Origin of the sequence: Amycolatopsis sp. NPDC004079, from assembly GCF_040610415.1 — a bacterium.
Lineage (GTDB): Bacteria > Actinomycetota > Actinomycetes > Mycobacteriales > Pseudonocardiaceae > Amycolatopsis > Amycolatopsis halotolerans.
In genome coordinates this window covers 244,154-261,688 of the sequence record NZ_JBEXMH010000004.1, presented here as the reverse complement: position 1 = coordinate 261,688, position 17,535 = coordinate 244,154, and the positions used below count along the sequence as shown (strand labels likewise).

Below are 17,535 nucleotides of genomic sequence, written 5' to 3'. Positions count from 1 at the left end.
ATGACCGCGACCCGACGCCCCCGCGTGCCCGAGCCCGATCGCGGCGAGCCCGCCACCGGCGCGCGCCCGGCGGCCCCGGCGCGCCAGGCGCGGGTCCTGCTCGCCCCGCAGCGCGCCGGCCGGGGTTCCCGGCGGCGGCTGGTCTGGCTGCTGGCCCTGGGCCTGACCGTGGTGCTCGGCGGTGTGCTGGCTGTCAGTGCGTGGGCCTCGCCCGGCGCGGCCCAGAAGCCCGATGTGCAGCAGGCGGCGCTGGCGCAGCCCGCGCCGCAGCAACCGCCGCCGTTGCCGGTGCCGCCCGATCCCCGTAACTCGTGTGCGCCGAACTCGCCGGACCCGGCGTGTCACTTTCCGACCGGCTCGCCGCGCCCGTCGGTCCCGGCGACGCCGTTGCCTCCGGTCACCGAGCTGCCGCCGCCGACGAGTTGCTTCCCCGGCCAGATCGGGTGCACGCCCGGCGGCCCGGCCACCGCGCCGAGCACGAGTGCGAACCCGCCGTGCACGGGCGAGGACTGCATCCCGCAACCCACCCCGCCGCCGAGCACGAGCCCGCAACCAGGCGGTCCCAGCACGGGAAACGGCGATCCGGACTGCGGGCTGACCAACATCACCGGCTGCATCGCCAAGGCGATCAACGGCGTGTTCAAGGATCTGGTCACCGCCGCGCTGTCGCCGATCCTGGACTTGCTCGGCCACACGGTCCTGACCACGCCGACGCTGGACCAGCTTCCCGGCGTCGGCGAGCTGTGGGACAACTCGTGGCAGATCGTGCTGGCCTGCTACGGGATGCTGATCCTGGTCGCCGGGATCGTGGTGATGTCCCACGAGACGGTGCAGAGCCGGTACTCGATCAAAGAGATCGGCCCGCGGATCCCGATCGGCTTTCTCGCCTCCGCGCTGTCGCTGTTCTTCGCCGAGAAGCTCATCCGGCTGGCCAACGCGCTGTCCGCCGCAGTCCTCGGCGACGGGGTCAATCCGCCCTCGCTCGGGTCGACCCTCAAGGACACGGTCCAGGGCGCGGTCTCCGGCGGGTTCTTCATGATCCTGCTGGCGCTGGTGCTCGTGGTCGTCGGGATCGCCCTGCTGGCCGTCTACGCCGTCCGCGTGGTCATCACGCTGATCCTGATCGTCACCGGTCCGCTGCTGTTGATGTGCCACTGCCTGCCCCACACCGACGGCATCGCCCGGTGGTGGTGGAAGGCGTTCGGGGCGACGCTGGCGATCCAGGTCGCGCAGTCCCTCGTGCTGATCACCGCCGTGCGGACCTTCCTGGCCGGCGGGGTGCGTCTGTTCGGCTCGACGCTGTCCGCGCTCGGCATGGTGATCGCCGCGATCGCCTTGTTCTACATCCTGTTCAAGATCCCGTTCTGGTTCCTCTCGGCCGCCAGGATCGGCAACGGCCGCTCGCTCCTCGGAAGCCTCGTCAAAACCTACATCGCAGCGAAAACATTCGGGATGGTCGCAGGGAAGTCCAGTCGCTTCGGCAAAGCCAGCACGGCCGCCGGCGGCGGCAAGGAACACAGGGGCGGCGGCCGGGGCGGGGCTGCTGCCAATCCGCCGCCGCACCCTCCGCCGCGGAGCCCGCGGACACCGGAGGCGGTCAACAAGCGGATGCAGGCGGCCTACGACGCAGAGCGCGCCCGTGCTGCCCAGCAGCCGCGCCCGCCCTCGCAGCGACCGGCGTTTCTGCAGCCCGGTCCGCAGGAGACCACCCACGACCCGGCCGTCACCCCGGCCACCCAAGGACCCGCCATGCCCGAATTCAGTTCCGCACCCAAGCCCGGCATCCCGGCCCCGCCGCCCGCCGGGCGCCGCCGCAAGCAGGCCCCGACGGCACCCCGGTTCCAAGCTCCCCGTGCGCCGCGCCGCGCCGGCGGTGCCGCGCCCCCGGCTCGACCGGTCGCGACGGCCGCAGTTCCCCCGCACTTGCGGTTCCAGCCGCCGACACCGGAACCGACCCACGTGTCCCAGCCGACCACGCCTGCGACTGCGCCGCCCACCGCACCGGTGTTCCGGACCGCGCGCCCGCAGCCGCGCCTCGGCGACGCCCGCCCGCGCACGCCGTCCGCGCCGCCGGTGACGTTCCGGGCACCGCCCACGCCACCGGCACCGCCGAAGTCCGTGCCGAAAGCCCCGCCCCGTGGAGGTGAGAAGTCATGACCCAGCCCGTGCGCATCCCGTCCGACGTCGATCGCGAGGATCGCGTCCTGGCCAACCTCACCGCTCGCCAGCTGGCGATCCTCGCGGTGACCGGGATCGTGCTCTACGGCGCCTGGACGCTGACCCGCGGTGTGGTGCCGCTGCCGGTCTTCCTGATCGTCGCAATCCCGATCGGAGTCACTGCGGCGGTTCTGGCGCTGGGTCAGCGCGACGGCATGAGCCTGGACCGGCTCGTGCTCGCGGCCCTTCGCCAGCGGCTGCAACCGCGCCGCCGCGTGGCTGCTCCCGAAGGGGTGCGGCCCGCACCCGAGTGGCTGGTCAGCAGCATCACCGCGACCGATGCCGCCGGTGCGGCGCACAGGTCGGAGGTGTCTCCGGCGGCGCTGCGGCTGCCCGCGGAAGGAGTCACCGAGGCCGGTGTCGTCGACCTCGGCCCCGACGGGGTCGCGATGGTCGCGGTGGCCAGCACCGTCAACTTCGCGCTCCGCACGCCCGGTGAGCAGGAGGCGCTGGTCGCCAGTTTCGGCCGGTATCTGCATTCGATCTCCGCGCCGGTGCAGGTGCTCATCCGGGCCGAACGGCTGGACCTGAGCCGCCAGATCAGCGACCTGCGCGAGGCCGCCCCCGGCTTGCCGCATCCGATGCTCGAAGCCGCCGCGCGGGAACACGCGACTTACCTCGACCAGTTGCGCCGCTCCGCCGATCTGCTGCGCCGCCAGGTCCTGCTGGTGCTGCGCGAACCGGTCCGCGCCACGGGGCCGACCGACGGGCTCGGCGGCCCGTCCCCGCTCGCCGCGCTGAGGGCGCGTCGCGCCCGCAGCCGGGACGGCGAGATCACCGAGACCGCACGGCGCTCGGCGGAAACCCGGCTCGTGCGACGCCTGGGCGAAGCCACCGAACTGCTCTCCCCGGCCGGAATCACGATCACGCCCCTGGACGCCGGGCAGGCCACCGCCGTGCTGGCCACCGCGTGCAACCCGGACAGCCTCGTCCCGCCCTCGGCGGGCCTGGCCGGCGCGGACGAGGTGATCACCACCGCCGCCCCGGACTCCGGCGACGAGCCACCAGTCCGTCACCGGAGCACGGCCCGTCGCGCCGGACCTGACAGCGCGCCGCCGGAGCCGACGGCCCTGGACGAATGGGAGGGCGGGGACCTATGAGCAGGAAGCTCGGCCGTAATCGAGGCCACAGGACGCCGCACACGAACGCACCGTCGGGCAGGGCCAGTGCGTTCACGCCGGACTCGCTGTCAGTCGCGCCCCGGCACCTGGAGATCGGCGGCGAATGGGTCTCCTCCTTCGCGATCACCGGCTACCCGCGCGAAGTCCACGCAGGATGGCTGCAGCCGCTGCTGTCCTACCCCGGCCGCGTCGACGTGTCGCTGCACATCGAGCCGATCGACCCCGTCACCGCCGCCCACCGGCTCAAGCGCCAGCTGTCCAAATTGGAATCGGGACGGCGATACACCTCGGACAAGGGGCGGTTGCTGGACCCGATGGTCGAGGCCGCCACCGAAGACGCCTACGACCTCTCGGCCCGCGTCGCCCGCGGCGAAGGCAAGCTGTACCGGCTCGGGCTGTACCTGACCGTGCATGCCACCAGCGAAGACGATCTCGCCGAGCAGGTCGCCGCAGTGCGGGCGCTCGCCGCGTCGCTGCTGATGAACGCGCAGCCGACCACCTACCGGTCGCTTCAAGGCTGGGTGTCCACCCTGCCGCTGGCGCTGGACCTCATCGGCATGCGCCGCACCTTCGACACCAGTGCCCTGGCCGCCGCGTTTCCCTTCACCAGCCCCGATCTGCCGCCCGCCGACCCGACCAGCGTCTCTGCACCGGCCGGCGTGCTCTACGGATTCAACGTCGGCAGCCAGGGCTTGGTGCACTGGGACCGATTTTCCGCGGACAACTACAACGCGGTGGTGCTCGGGCGCTCCGGCGCGGGCAAGTCCTACCTGGTGAAGCTGGAAACCCTGCGCAGCCTCTACCGCGGGGTCGAGGTCGCGATCATCGACCCGGAGGACGAGTACCGACGACTCGGCGAGGCCATCGGCGGCACCTACATCCACCTCGGCGACGCCGACGTCCGCATCAACCCGTTCGACCTGCCGATCGCCATCAGGCCGGACGGGCGCCGCACCGCCCCCAAGGACGCCCTGACCCGCCGGGCACTGTTCCTGCACACCGTCATCGGGGTGCTGCTGGCCACTGAACTGTCCGCGCAGCAACGAGCCGTGCTCGACCGGGCGATCATGGCCACCTACCTGGAAGCCGGGATCACCAGCGACCCGCGAACCTGGGGCCGGCAGGCGCCGCTGCTGGCGGATCTCGCCGCGGTCCTCGCCGGCACTGCGGACCCGGTCGCGGCGGACCTGGGCGCGCGGCTGCATCCGTTCGTCGAGGGCGCGTTCTCCACGATGTTGTCCGGGCCGACCACCACGCGGCCCGAGGGGCACCTGACGGTGTTCAGCCTGCGCGACCTGCCCGACGAACTCCGGCCGATCGGCACCCTGTTGACGCTGGACACGGTGTGGCGGCGGGTGTCCAACCCGGCCATCCGGCGGCCGAGGCTGATCACGGTCGACGAAGCGTGGCTGCTCATGCAGGACCCTGCCGGGGCGCGTTTTCTGCACCGGATGGCCAAAGCAGCCCGGAAACACTGGGCGGGCTTGACGATCGCGACCCAAGATGTCGGCGACGTCCTCGACACGGAACTGGGCAAGGCAATCATCGCCAACGCCGCCACTCAGGTTCTCCTACGCCAAGCGCCGCAAGCGATCGACGAGATCGTGGCGACCTTCAACCTGTCCGAAGGCGAGAAGCAGTTCCTGATTTCCGCGGACAAGGGACAAGGTCTGCTCTCGACCGGGACGCAGAGAGTCGCGTTCCAGTCGCTGGCTTCGCCGCAGGAAAACGCGCTCATCACAACAGATCCGGCCGAGTTGGCGCAGTACGCGGAACACGAATCTAGCACGGACGACGGTGCGTTTGTCGATCTCGGCATCGACGACACCGAGCTGACGCTTGATGCGGACGCTGACGGTCACGTCGACCTCGGCGGCGCTGCATAGCCCGCCCCAACCGCTGCGGATCGATCCCTTCAACCACAACGTTTCTGCTCGTTTCTTGCACCCCGACTGACTGCCTTTGCGAGGTGTCGTATGTCTTCTTCCGCCCACGTACCTACGATTCCGGCGCGGCCAGCCCGGTTGCTGACGCAGAACCGGGAGATGCGCGCCATCGGTGTCTGGAACTGGACTCTTCCTGCGCTGGCCGCCCGGTTGCCCGACGGACGGACGCAGGTGACCTGCCCGGCGGCGAGCGCGTGCACTCGGATCTGCTACGCGCGCAACGGAACTTATCTCTTCCCTGCGGTCAAAGCCAAGCATACTGCCAATCTCGCGTACGTTCTGGACGATCTTCCCGGTTGGACAGAGGCGATGATCCGCGAACTGTCGGCGCCGCGCCTGGCCGGGAAATTTGTCAGGTTGCACGATGCCGGCGATTTTTTCAGCGATGCCTACACTTTGACGTGGTGTCGCGTGATGCGAGCCTGCCCACAGGTGACTTTTTATTGCTATACCAAGGAAGTACGCCGTTTCAAAAGGCTGATCGAGCCCGACCCGCCGGAGAACTTCCTGTGGGTGTACAGCTACGGCGGTCGCGAAGACTCCTTCATCGATCCCGACCGTGACCGGGTCGCCGACGTGTTTCCCGACGAGGACGCCATCACCGAGGCCGGGTGGTCGTCGCAGGAAGCCTCGGATCTGCTCGCCGTGCTCGGCCCGCGATTGGTCGGGGTGCCCGCGAACCGCATCCCGCAGTTCCTCAAGCGCATGGGCGGGCGTCGGCTGTCGCAGTGGCAGGCCGAGATCGACGCCGAACGGGCACACAGGCGGCGCCGTCATCTGCGACTCGTGCCCAGCGACCCGTCCGCTCCTGCCGCGATGCCGCAAGGCCAACGGAGCGCGGACGACGCCGGACGATACGCGGCCTGAATCCGCGCCTTTGCGATTTTTCCTTGCGAGAAGGGATGTCTGATGTCATCCACTCAGTCTGTGGTCGCTTCGGCCAGAACGCTTGCGTCACCGTTGCAGGACTACCTGCGCGATCCCGGTGCCGCAGTGCGCGCTGTCGTCGCGGCGCTGCGGGAATTCGCGCTGTCCTGGGGACTGTTCGTCGGGCCGGCCGTTGCGCTTGCGGTGGCCGGCATTGCGGTCGGGCGACGGTGGTGGGCGCGCCGGTGCCATGGCCGGATGGCCGCCGACGCCCGGCTGGTCACGGTGCTGGCTCCGCCGACGGTCGATCCGGACGGTGCGGCGGCCTTGTACTCCAACCTGGTCGGGCTGTTGCGGTCCGGCTGGAAACGGCGGATGCACGGCCAGCCGCACATCGTGTGGGAGTACGTGTTTTCCCATGCCGGGGTCGCGTTGCGGCTGTGGCTGCCGGGCGTGGTGCCACCCGGCATGGCCGAGCGCGCCGTCGAGGCTGCCTGGCCCGGCGCGCACACCCGCACCGCACCGGCCAAGCCGCCGATCCCCTTGGCCACTCCGCCGGGCAAAGCGGTCGAGGCCGTGGGCGGCGAACTGCGCCTGGCCCGCAGCGAGGCATTGCCCATCCGGTCGGACTTCCCCGCCGATCCGGTCCGGGCCTTGCTGGGTGCCCCGGCCGGCATGGCCACTCATGAACGGGCCGTGGTGCAGATCCTTGCGCGCCCGGTCACCGGCGCGCGGGTCCGCACAGCCCGCCGAGCCGCCCGCCGGGTCCGCGCGGGCAGCTCGGTCCGGCTGGCCGGTCGCCTCCTGGACCTGATCACCCCGCACACCGGATCGCGCAAGCCCGCCACGACCGCGAAGCGGCCGGTCGTCGATCACCAGACCTCGCTGGAAACCTCGGCGCAGGACCGGGTCATCGTGGCCAAGCAGCGCAGCTCCCAGTACGAGACCCGCATCCGGTACGCCGTGGCCACCCTGGTCGACGAGCACGCGACCGGCGAGCAGCGGGTTCCGGTGCGGGAGCACCTGCGCGGACGCGGGCATGCCATCGCCAGCGCGTTCGCGGCCTACAGCGAACACAACTACTACCGCCGCGTCCGGCTCAGGCACCCGGTCCGGGCCGTGGCCGAACGACGCCTCGCCTCCGGTGATCTGCTCTCGGTCCCGGAGCTGGCCGCGCTCGCGCACGTCCCGACCGACGAGGCCGTGCCCGGCCTGCAGCGCGCCGGAGCGAAGGCGGTGCCGCCGCCACCAGGAATTGCCACCGAGGGCCCGGGAGTGAAACCGATCGGGATCACCGACTCCGGCCACGCCCGGCCGGTGGGGCTGCGCGTCGCCGACGCGCGGCATCACCTGCACATCCTGGGTGCGACCGGGTCAGGCAAGTCCGAGCTGATGGCGCGGATGATCCTCGACGACGCCGACGCCGGGCGCGGGCTGGTCGTGATCGATCCCAAGGGAGACCTGGTCGCCGACACCCTGATGCGGCTGCCCTCCCGGCTCGGGGAGAAAGTCGTGCTCTTCGACGCCGACAGCCGCTCCCGCCCGCCCGTGCTCAACCCACTCGAAGGCGACGACACCGCCCGCACCGTGGACAACCTGGTGTCGATCTTCTCCCACGTCTACGCCTCCAGCTGGGGGCCGCGGACCGAGGACATCCTGCGCTCCGGGCTGCTGACCCTGCGCGAGCTGCCCGGCACACCCACGCTGACCGATCTGCCGAAACTGCTGACAGTGCCCGCGTTCCGGCAGCGTGCGCTCGAACAGATCTCCGACGACGTCCTGACCGGCTTCTGGCACTGGTACGACGATCTGTCCGACGCCAGCCGGGCACAGGTCGTCGCGCCGCTGATGAACAAGCTCCGCGGTCTGCTGCTGCGGCCGTTCGTGCGGGCCTCCCTCGCCGACGGTGAATCCACCGTGGACATGGATGAGGTGCTCGACGGCGGAATCTGCCTGGTGCGCCTGGGCAAAGACGCGCTCGGGATGGACACCGCGCGGCTGATCGGCTCCATCGTCGTGGCCCGCACGTGGCAGGCCGCCACCCGGCGCGCCCGGATACCGCAACGCGACCGGCACGATGCCTCGCTCTACATCGACGAGTGCCACAACTTCCTCAACCTGGCGTACCCGATGGAGGACATGCTCGCCGAAGCCCGGGGCTACCGGATGTCGATGACGCTCGCGCACCAGTACCTGCGGCAACTGCCGCGCGAACTGGAAGAAGGCATCAGCACCAACGCACGCTCGAAGATCATTTTCTCGGCGTCGCCCGAAGACGCCCGGCACCTGGCCCGGCATACCGCGCCCCGGCTCTCCGAACACGACCTCGCCAATCTCGGCCGATTCCACATCGCCGCGCGGCTGGTGCTCGACAGCGAGGAAGCTCCCCCGTTCACCGCAGTCACCGAGAAACTTCCGCCCGCGATTCCCGGCCGGGCCAAGAAGATCCGCCGGCTCGCGCTCGTGAACACCCAGCCTCGAAACACGCCAGGGCCGGCCGAGAACGTCCAGCCGGCGGCGTTCGATCCGCGCCGCGCGGCCTGACCCTCAGCTTTTTCCGTTTGCCCGCAGGGCGTTCCCCGCGTCCCGCTCGTCTGGAGGTGCACTCACGATGGTCAGCAATCCCACCCCGCAGCGGCAATTGCGGGCACATCGGCCCGAACGAACTGCGGCGCGGGTGCTCAACACGGCCGAGCATCACGCGTGGCTGGCCCGGCATCTCACCGACCGGGACCGGTGGCTGTGCCGGATGCTGTTCGAGCACCACGTCCTCACCAGCACCCAGATCATCGACATCGCCTTCACCGGGCGCCGCGGGGCGAACCTGCGCCTGCGCAACCTCTACCAGTGGGGCGTGCTGCACCGGTTCCAGCCGCACCGCGACCGCGGCTCGCACCCGATGCACTACGTCCTCGACACCGCCGGAGCCGTCGCGATCGCCCGCGAGGACGGCATCGACCCCAAGGAACTGGGCTACAGCCGTGAACGCGAGATCGGACGCGCGTTCTCGCTGCAGCTGGCGCACACCGTGGGCTGCAACGGGCTGTTCACCACCCTGATCCGCCGAGCGCGTCAGCCCGGCACCACTGGTGTGCTCGCGGCGTGGTGGTCGGCCGCCCGGTGCGGCCGGCGCTGGGGCGACATCGTCACCCCGGACGGCTACGGCCGCTGGCGCGAGGCCGGCCGGGAGGTCGAGTGGTTCATCGAGTTCGACTTCGGCACCGAGCAACTGTCCCGGCTAGCGGGCAAGCTCGCCCGCTACGCGCGACTGGCCGAGGTCACGGGCATCACCACACCCGTGCTGGTGTGGCTGCCCAGCGCCCGGCGCGAAGTCAATGCACGCAGCGCGATGGCCGAGGCGCTGCGGGGTCTCGACCGGCCCGCACGCGTCCCCGTGGCCACCAGCAGCGGCGAAGCCGCGGCCGACCCGCTCGACATGGCCGCTCTGCGCTGGCGACGGCTCGACGAGTCCGGCACCGCCGGCCGCGTGGCGCTGGCGGGCCTGCCCGCCCTCTGGCCGGGCCTGCGCGCCTCGGCTCCCGGCGGTGGGCAGCGTCCGGCGGCCGCGACGCCCGTCGCCACGCGTGCGGAGGTGGCCCCGCCGTCCCCGATGCCCCCGCCCGACCCCGCGCATCCGTGGAGGTGATGCGTCGTGGGCAAGGTGGCCGCCGCCGGCGCCGGGTTCGTCGTCGTGATCATGCTCTTCATCGGCGGTGGCGCCATCGCTGTGGTTCAAGCCGTGTTCGGCAGTTCCAGCAGTTCCGCCAGTGGCGTGAACTGTGCCCCTGCCGGAGCGAGCGCCACCTCCGCTGCGGGGTACGGACCGCAGGAGATGGGCAACGCGGCGACGATCGTCGCTGTCGGCAAACGGATGAACGTGCCCGAGCAGGGCTGGGTCATTGCGGTCGCCGCGGCGCTCACCGAGTCGCGGCTGAAGAACCTGAACTACGGCGATCGCGACAGTGTCGGCCTGTTCCAGCAGCGTCCCTCGCAAGGCTGGGGAACGGTCGCGCAGATCATGGACCCTGCCTACAGCAGCGAGCAGTTCTACCGGCATCTGCTGGCGCTGCCGAACTGGCGGAACATGCCGGTCACCGTGGCCGCCCAGACCGTGCAGCGATCAGGCTTTCCCGACCGCTACGCGAAATTCGAGCCAGCAGCGCGCCAGATCGTCGGAGCCGTCCAAGGCGCGACCTGCACGACCAGTGCGACGACCGGCGGCTGGACGACCCCCACGAACGGCACCTGCACCTCCGCATTCGGGTACCGCGGCAATGAATTCCACAAAGGACTCGACATCGCCGCTCCCATCGGCACGCCGATCCTGGCAGCCAACTCCGGCACGGTGATCAGCTCAGGACCGGCGTCCGGCTACGGGCTGTGGGTCCGCATCCAGCACGGGGACGGGATCGTGACGATCTACGGCCACAACGACCACAACCTGGTCCGCGAAGGACAGCTTGTTCAGGCCGGCCAGCCCATCGCCACGGTCGGAAACCGGGGAGCCGCCACCGGGGCGCACCTGCACCTGCAGATCGAGGCCAACGGGCAGCCCGTCGACCCCGTCGAGTTCTACCGGCAACGAGGAGGCCAGCTCTGCCGATAGGTGCGCACCGTCGCGTCGCCCGGGAAGAGCTTTTGTGACATTCCCGGAGCGTTCCGGCACCTGGCCCTGGTTCTCCAGATGATCGTCCAGACGCGTGAACCCGGCTACTCGTCTGCCGGGGTGCCTTTGAGGTGGTTGTAGAGGTTCGCGCGGCTGAGGCCGACCTCCTTGGAGATTCTGGTCTTCGGCACACCGGCCTTGTCCGCTTCACGGATATCGGCGAGCCGCTCCGTCCGTTCGGCCTTTCGCTGCTGGAGCAGGATTTCCCGCATCTCCTGCAGGGAGCTTTCCAGCTCTCGGATGCTCTCCAGGGCGGTTTCGATCGCTTCGATGCGCTGTCGGCGGGCGCGCAGCTGCGCGATGTGCTCGTCCTTGTCCATCTGCGACTCTCTCTCGCGTGGCCAGGGTTGGCCGATCCTCTAGGCTGGCCATTTGCTTGCTGCCGTGTCTCCCTAGACACCTTAGCTAGACAGCGCACGGTCACCAGAGGCGCGTCGACCAGCAGATCCTGGCCACGACATTCGCTGCTGACCCGGTCCAACGGCGGTGAGTCATCGGAGCCGGTGGGTGGTGGTGACCTCGTCGGCACAGATAGCGGCGGTGGCAGTCCCCGGTACGCAGCAGTTCGCTGGCCCCGGCGGACTTCGCCGAGGTGACCAGTCCTGGGACCGCTTGGGTACGGCGGCCGACCTCGACGATCACAGGCACCTCGCGCTGAGCGGCGGCCAGGCGTTGACATGCGTACCGACGGTACGGCGAGTACTCCGCCGGAGTTGGCGATCTCCCGCAATTGCGGGCCGCTGTGATGAACGGCCCGCCGCACGCACCGACCACTGCGAGCCAGGCCAGGACTTCCACAGTCTTCATGCCTTGCTGCTTGTCGCACTATCTCCATCTATGACCAGTTCGTCACGGGCAAGCCGGAGGAAATCGCTGCGGAACCGGCTTATTCTCTCCATTGCTTCCTTGGGCGTAAGACTTCCGGCCGACTCTCCAGTCCTGGGGCTGTTGACGTCGACGCCATGCATCATCGCAGGAAGCAGCCACATGTCAGACATTCCTTCCGAGAAGAATCTGTGCATGCCCGCGGAACAAATCAATTGAACCTCGGCCGCTTTTTCCCGAATGTCATTGACATTGCCCAAATACTCCGAAGTGGCATTTTTAGTTGATTCCCTGCCGCTCGCGTCGCGAAGGCGCTCAAGCAGCGAGTGAGCCCGGTTCAAAGCCTGAAGTAGTTGGCCAAAGATCAAGATTTTCGTATCGCGGTCGAGCTTGGCAGACTCACGCTTGTTCTCCCGCTCCCACCGCACGTCTTCGCGTTCCAGTTCGCGGTGCCAGCGCCGATCTTCGCGCCAGGCGTTGACGAGTTGGCCCGCGATCACCCCAACGAGCCCGAGCACGCCAACAACGATCGGCACCCATACCGAGACTTGTCCGCTTTGCATGTCTCGCAACGTATCGCGCTGCCCAGGTGGTCGCGTTTCGCCCCATCACGTCCAGGTGACGCGGGTTCCGGAATACGCGCATCAGTTGATCCGGTCTGTGCCTGGCGCTTCGTACGCCTCGACGGCCTCCGGCGGCATCTGCTCGGTAGTGCGGTGGCCGCGCAGCTTGTGCCAGGCGACGGTCCAGGTGGCCTCTTTCTCTCCCGGCCGTGGCGGTGGGAAGACCGGGTTCGGCACGGTCACCGATTTCTTGTTGACCCGTCGTACCCGCATCCACATGTTGTTGCAGAGCACCCAGTCGCCCTTGTTCACGGTGTCCGGCCCCAGCGTGGACGCTTTGCCCTCAGCCTGGAGCTGGGCGTAGACGCTCTTCCAGTAGTCGATCTGCTCGGTGAGGGTGGTGATTTCGCGCCGCAGGTAGGCCGCGCGGTCCTCGCCGGGGTGCTGGATTCCCCAGCGGTGCCGCGGTTGGCCGTGCTCGTCGGTCTCGGTCACCTCGCCGGGTTCGCCGTCGAGTGCGCGCTGAAGGCGCCGACGGTCGGCTTCCTGCTTCTCGATCCGGTTCGCCACGGTGACCGGGTTGTTGCGGGCACCGACGTGGTGTGAGGCCGTTTCGGCGCGACGCGCCAGCTCGTCGGCGTACTCGCCTTGCTTGATCGACTTGCCGAGGTTGTCCCAGGCGCGCTCGCGCCGGTTGCGGTCGGCCTTGTAGCTGTGGTGACCAACTAGCAGCGGCTGGCCCATTGGGATGTTGTGGAAGACGTAGTCGGCTTTCGCCCACGTAGCGTCTGCCTGGGCCTGGTGCTTCCCAGAGCGCTCGGTGAGTCGATCCACCCGGTCATCCATCCGATCGGCGAGATCGGTTTCTTGCTGTTCGACGCTGGGCATGGTGTCGTCGATATCGCGCTCGACGGTGTAGCCCGCGTCGGTAAGCACGCGCTCGATGTCGGCGATGGCGTACGGCTTGGACTGGCGGTGCCGGGAGGACCGCAGCAGCCACGCTGTGGCGTAGCGGGACCAGGTCCACGACGGATGGGCCTTCAGTGCTAAGTGCGCAGGACTGTTGCGAGTGGTGCCCTCGACGGTGGTGCCGGACTCGTAGTCGTGGTGGATTGTCAGAGTTCCCAAAGACATGGCGATGTGCCTCCTTCACTTCGTTTCGCATGTGGTGCGGGCCGTCCTGTTCGGTCCGCCCAAATCCGGGCGGGTCAGTGGTCCTGGTCCCAATCCACCGTTCGCGGGAACGTCGCCAGGAACGCAGCGACACGGGCGGCGTCGCCCGGGGCGACCGAGAAGGCGAATGCCACGCGTCCGCCGTTGCGGGGCACCGTGGCGGTGCCGGCCAGCAGCCCCTGGTAGCGCACGATTACTTCTTGCGGGTCGTGGCCGAGCGGGCTGGGTCCGGGCGTGTGGACGGTCGCGCCGAGCGGGCCCGCGATGGCGTGCGCGAGGCGGTCGCGTGCGGCGGCCTGGTCATCGAGTCGTTGTTTCAGCTCGCGGGTTTCCGCGAGGGTGACTCGGTAGCGGGGCAGCAGCCGCCGGGCAGTCTCGGCGGCGACGGTTTCCGGTGTCTTCGCCGGGGACACCGTGATGTCGTGTGATGGCACCGGGTTTCCGTGGCGGTGCCGGATTGTCGCCAGTTTGGCCGGAAGGCTGGCGGACAGCCTGAGCCGTGGTGTCTTCTCCCAGTCGGAGTAGCACACGTGAAGCTCTTCACCGTCTGGGCCGATGAGATACCGGTCGCGGTGACCGTGGTGGCCCGGTTCGACCGTCCATATCCCGTCGAGCGCTTCCGCCATCGCTACCGCGAATGCCTGCATGTCCATGGGTTGGTTTCCTTCCTGTGTCGCGGATTTGTGTGCGCCGGAATTGGTTCGGACGTCGGTTGTGGCCATCTCGCGGCCACGGCACCCGCGCGGCGGAGGGCCGCGCGGGCACCGAAGCGGCGACGGTCCTTGTCAGACCGAGGCCAGCACCTTGCCGAGCGTCGTCACGGTTTCCTGGTCGAGCGCGTCGGCTTTTCCGTCCACCGCGCGGGACATGTTGCGTTCGGCGCGGGAGGCGTTGCGCACGATCGCTTCGTGGTGGGTGTAGGTGTTGATGGCCTGCACCACTCCCCACGCGGTACCGCGCCACGGGCTGACCCGGTTGTCGGTGTTCCACAACCGGTCGAGCGCGGCCCGTTCGTTCGTTGCGGTAGTGCGGGCGCGTCCCTTCTCCTCGGGCATCGGGGTGTGTGCGTCCAGGAAGGCGCGCCATGCCTGGTCGGTCACGGTCGTTTCGCACAGGGCCTTGACCTCGGCGGCGAATTCCTCGGCCACGGTGTGGACCATCGCGAGCGCGTCGCGGGCCTCTACGATGCGGAACTTGCCGTTCTTGGAGTGCTTGACCTTGAACTGTTGGCCGTACTCGCGCAGGCCGGCCGACATCGTGTTGTCGCACACCACATTGGTCACGGTGCGCTTGTAGGTGGTGGCAAGGCTGCCGTCGTGGCTGGTGCAGGCGACCAGGTTCGGCCGGAACTCCACGCCTTCCGGGGTAGTGATGTTCTCGGGCACTTCCACGCTCACCCACGCCTGCCGGCGGTCGCGCAGCAGGCCCGCGGAACCGATCGACAGACCGTCATCCAGGATCGTGCCGACCTTGTCCAGCAGCCATTCCTGGTACTGGTGCACGGTGTACCCGTCGGCGAAGATCCCGAGGACATCACCGGTATCCGATGCGGTGATGGCTTGCTTGTTGGGCACGCGGCGAAGGCCGAACTTGCCCGCCACAAGCACCGGTTCCGGTTCGGCGGTCCAGTGGAACAAGCGCCGCTGCACATCGGCGACCGGGATGGCTCCGGCGTAGTGGTTCGGCTCGCTGCCTTGCGCCGATGCCCGGTAGTGCCACGCGTGGCCGCGCTTGTCGGTGAACCCGATCAGAACATTGTTGTTGAGCCATTCGCTGGTTTCTTTGGACATGACAAACCCACTTTCGTTATAGGAGGTGCTACGGGAAACCGTTGTGCGGTCACGGCGTCCGCACGCGAATGCGCGCGGCACCGAAACGCCACAACACAGTGCGGCTAGTTGCGGTAGTGAGATCGCATAGATTCTTCCGCCCGGCTCAGTGCGGCACGTTGCGAAATCCACCGTTCGGCATCGCTGAAATGCCGGTGCCATTGCTCGGTTTCGTCGGACTCAACCGAGCAGAACGCCAACCCGCGCCACAACCCGCGCCAGTGAAGGATCACGCGCACGTGTCCGTGCTCGGTCGCGTAGGCGAATACGGTTTCGTCGTCGGGCTGTCCATTCCCTTGTGGGCCCGATTCGGCGAGATAACGCACGACCAGGCTCACTAGTAGTTCATGGTGAGCCCCCATGGTCGACAGTGCTTGGTACGCGCGCCGGGCTCCGTGATGGTTGGCGTAATCACGAAAGATCGCGTATTGCCGGTCCTTCTCGCTTCCGGCAACCGGATTGTTGGCATCCACGATGTATCTCCTTTGTCCGCTACCCCTTGACGGGTCGCGTTCGTTACGCCACGTTTTTGCCGTAGGGGTAGACGGCGGGGTAACAGTGTTCGCAGCCACGCAATGTTTCGCGAACGTCCGACATGGTTACGGTGTGATTGCCGTGCCGGTATCCGTCGACCATGACCGAAATGCATTCGCAGTCGTCTTCTGCATAGTATTCGGCGCAGTCGTAATGCAGCGGCTCATCACAAGCGCCTTCGAGCCACTTGTCGCACTCGGCGCATTGCTGATAGCCCAGCTCGGACATGATGTGGTCGATATCCCAGCTGTGGCAGTCGGTGCACAAGGTCTGTCCGTCGTCGCTCAGCGCCGAAACGACGTCCGCCGCGACTTCCTGGGGCACGTCGCAGCAGTCGACCAGCACGCGCGCGGCGTTCTCGGATTCCCGCTCTGACAGGTCTTCGTCGTCGAGCAGCGGGTATCCGGCGAGCGCGGCACCGATACGGTCGGCGGCCTCACGTGCGGCGGAATCGCCGTAGTCGTAGGCAAGAAGGCCGTTCCACTCGGTTGCTTTTCCTGGTGCCGCTTCGCCCATGAGTCGCATTGCCGCATGCCCGTTGGACACGTCCGCCAGGTGGGCACACTGGTGCCCGGTGAGGTAGTCGCCGGGAATTGGCAGCGGATCACCGCCCGATCCGAGAACGAATCCGAAGCCGGACCAGTCATTACCTCGGGCGCAGTCTTCACCGTCCCATGTCCCGTAACGAAAGTTCCGCCTGAAGAACAAGTGTGCATCTTCGGAAAACGAAATTTCAGGGTTGTTCATGATTGACACTCCCAGCGGGTGCGGATTAGTGCGAGTCACAGGCCGCATGCAGCAAAGAAACAATCTCGGTCAAATCGGTGGTTTACCGATTTGAAGTACGCGCACAAGGCGTCGGCGAGTGCTTTTCGTTCGTCGTCGGCAACAACTTCCCGACGTACGGAATCGGCAATTTCTTTGAAGTCTTTACGCGTCATGACAGGTCCTCCAATGGTGTTATAGTTGTATGCCATTTGGCGGTTCAGGCCAGTTGCGAACTGGTACGGGTCGAAATGTGGACACGTCGGGTGCGATTGATGCAAAGGGGATCATCTTCTATGTCCGTGCGATGCGTAACCGCAAGCGATAGCGCCCGGTCAGCCGGTAGCGCATTCCCTGAACCTCCCCAAAAGGGAAGCCGTTATGTCTAGTGCACAACGTAGGGAACCATGCCCGTAAGACATAGCGTGCTACGAACGGCAAAAAGCGCGACGCGCTTGAGAGAGTGACGTTCAATGTCGGCAACCGCTTTACACAATCCGGACGCCCACACGTTGTGACGTTTTTCGGTGCTAGACCACCATGTAGTTATCTTGGGGGCACGCCTATGACAGGCATGCCTTTTATGCGCGCTACTCCGCTCTATAGCAAGGGATTCACATAACGGGGCTGCAAGCGCAGTTACTACGCATCCCAGACTAGAAATGCGCGTTTGGCTACGCGTCGTTCCCCACTACTGCCCTGCACGGTTTCGCTGCTGTCCGCGCGGCCCAAGCCGCCGCCCGCGCTATGCGGGTCTTATAGTTCGTAACGACCAAACCTTTAAGGAAAGAAAGGAAGGAGATCGCTCGCGGGACGCCGTGTCCCGGTCCTCACGCCCTTCTCTGTTCCATCCGCTCCGGCCTGTCTCGGTTACATGTCTAGGTTGACATACTGACTAGACACTTTCAAGCCTCAGTCGGGTTCCGTTATCTCGCCGTTACCTTCGGCGTCGACCCCCTGCGCAGGGTCGGTCGGGCTCTTGAGCTGGGAAGACGCAGGGGAAGAGAACGACCCGCACAGCGGCAGCCG

Annotated in this window: 15 protein-coding genes; 7 read left to right on the top strand and 8 right to left on the bottom strand. The window is 67.8% G+C overall.

The window, feature by feature from the left end:
* The 7 genes from ABZX37_RS06435 to ABZX37_RS06405 all read left to right on the top strand — a co-directional run bounded on the left by ABZX37_RS06435 (nt 1) and on the right by ABZX37_RS06405 (nt 10,757).
* Nucleotides 1-2,157, top strand: a complete 2,157-nt coding sequence (locus tag ABZX37_RS06435) for a hypothetical protein (protein WP_354736604.1) — start codon at nt 1-3, stop codon at nt 2,155-2,157.
* Nucleotides 2,154-3,317: a PrgI family protein gene (locus tag ABZX37_RS06430; RefSeq protein ID WP_354736602.1), complete on the top strand. Its 1,164-nt coding sequence runs from the start codon at nt 2,154-2,156 to the stop codon at nt 3,315-3,317. The genes ABZX37_RS06435 and ABZX37_RS06430 overlap by 4 nt, the downstream gene beginning before the upstream one ends.
* Nucleotides 3,314-5,224 carry a DUF87 domain-containing protein gene (locus ABZX37_RS06425; RefSeq protein WP_354736600.1) on the top strand — a complete coding sequence of 637 codons (1,911 nt, stop codon included), beginning with the start codon at nt 3,314-3,316 and terminating at the stop codon, nt 5,222-5,224. Before ABZX37_RS06430 ends, ABZX37_RS06425 begins: the two co-directional genes overlap by 4 nt.
* Nucleotides 5,225-5,314: 90 nt before the next feature.
* A complete protein-coding gene (locus tag ABZX37_RS06420; RefSeq protein WP_354736599.1) occupies nt 5,315-6,151 on the top strand; it encodes a hypothetical protein in 837 nt (278 codons plus the stop codon).
* A 42-nt stretch (nt 6,152-6,193) separates the two neighbouring features.
* Nucleotides 6,194-8,695: a DUF87 domain-containing protein gene (locus ABZX37_RS06415; protein WP_354736597.1), complete on the top strand. Its 2,502-nt coding sequence runs from the start codon at nt 6,194-6,196 to the stop codon at nt 8,693-8,695.
* Nucleotides 8,696-8,762: 67 nt separating this feature from the next.
* Complete coding sequence (locus ABZX37_RS06410) at nt 8,763-9,797, top strand: replication-relaxation family protein (RefSeq protein WP_354736595.1); 1,035 nt, start codon at nt 8,763-8,765, stop codon at nt 9,795-9,797.
* Between the two features lie 6 nt (nt 9,798-9,803).
* On the top strand, nt 9,804-10,757 hold the full coding sequence (locus ABZX37_RS06405) for a M23 family metallopeptidase (protein WP_354736593.1): 954 nt from the start codon (nt 9,804-9,806) through the stop codon (nt 10,755-10,757).
* A gap of 104 nt (nt 10,758-10,861) precedes the next feature.
* Here the strand turns inward: ABZX37_RS06405 and ABZX37_RS06400 are convergent, their stop codons facing one another.
* The 8 genes from ABZX37_RS06400 to ABZX37_RS06365 form a co-directional block, all read right to left on the bottom strand.
* The gene (locus ABZX37_RS06400) at nt 10,862-11,137 is read right to left on the bottom strand and encodes a hypothetical protein (RefSeq protein WP_354736591.1); all 276 of its coding nucleotides are present in this window, start codon (nt 11,135-11,137) and stop codon (nt 10,862-10,864) included.
* Between the two features lie 483 nt (nt 11,138-11,620).
* Nucleotides 11,621-12,205: a hypothetical protein gene (locus tag ABZX37_RS06395; RefSeq protein WP_354736589.1), complete on the bottom strand. Its 585-nt coding sequence runs from the start codon at nt 12,203-12,205 to the stop codon at nt 11,621-11,623.
* 81 nt (nt 12,206-12,286) lie between these two features.
* Nucleotides 12,287-13,339 (bottom strand): DUF3560 domain-containing protein, encoded by a 1,053-nt coding sequence (locus ABZX37_RS06390; protein ID WP_354736587.1) that lies wholly within the window; start codon nt 13,337-13,339, stop codon nt 12,287-12,289.
* 74 nt (nt 13,340-13,413) lie between these two features.
* On the bottom strand, nt 13,414-14,031 hold the full coding sequence (locus ABZX37_RS06385) for a hypothetical protein (protein ID WP_354736585.1): 618 nt from the start codon (nt 14,029-14,031) through the stop codon (nt 13,414-13,416).
* A gap of 132 nt (nt 14,032-14,163) precedes the next feature.
* The gene (locus ABZX37_RS06380; protein WP_354736583.1) at nt 14,164-15,168 is read right to left on the bottom strand and encodes a DUF932 domain-containing protein; all 1,005 of its coding nucleotides are present in this window, start codon (nt 15,166-15,168) and stop codon (nt 14,164-14,166) included.
* A 104-nt stretch (nt 15,169-15,272) separates the two neighbouring features.
* Entirely contained in the window at nt 15,273-15,680 is a 408-nt protein-coding gene (locus ABZX37_RS06375; RefSeq protein WP_354736581.1) for a hypothetical protein, read from the bottom strand.
* A gap of 43 nt (nt 15,681-15,723) precedes the next feature.
* Complete coding sequence (locus ABZX37_RS06370) at nt 15,724-16,488, bottom strand: hypothetical protein (RefSeq protein WP_354736580.1); 765 nt, start codon at nt 16,486-16,488, stop codon at nt 15,724-15,726.
* 35 nt (nt 16,489-16,523) lie between these two features.
* Nucleotides 16,524-16,682, bottom strand: a complete 159-nt coding sequence (locus ABZX37_RS06365; RefSeq protein WP_354736578.1) for a hypothetical protein — start codon at nt 16,680-16,682, stop codon at nt 16,524-16,526.
* Between the last annotated feature and the right edge of the window lie 853 nt (nt 16,683-17,535).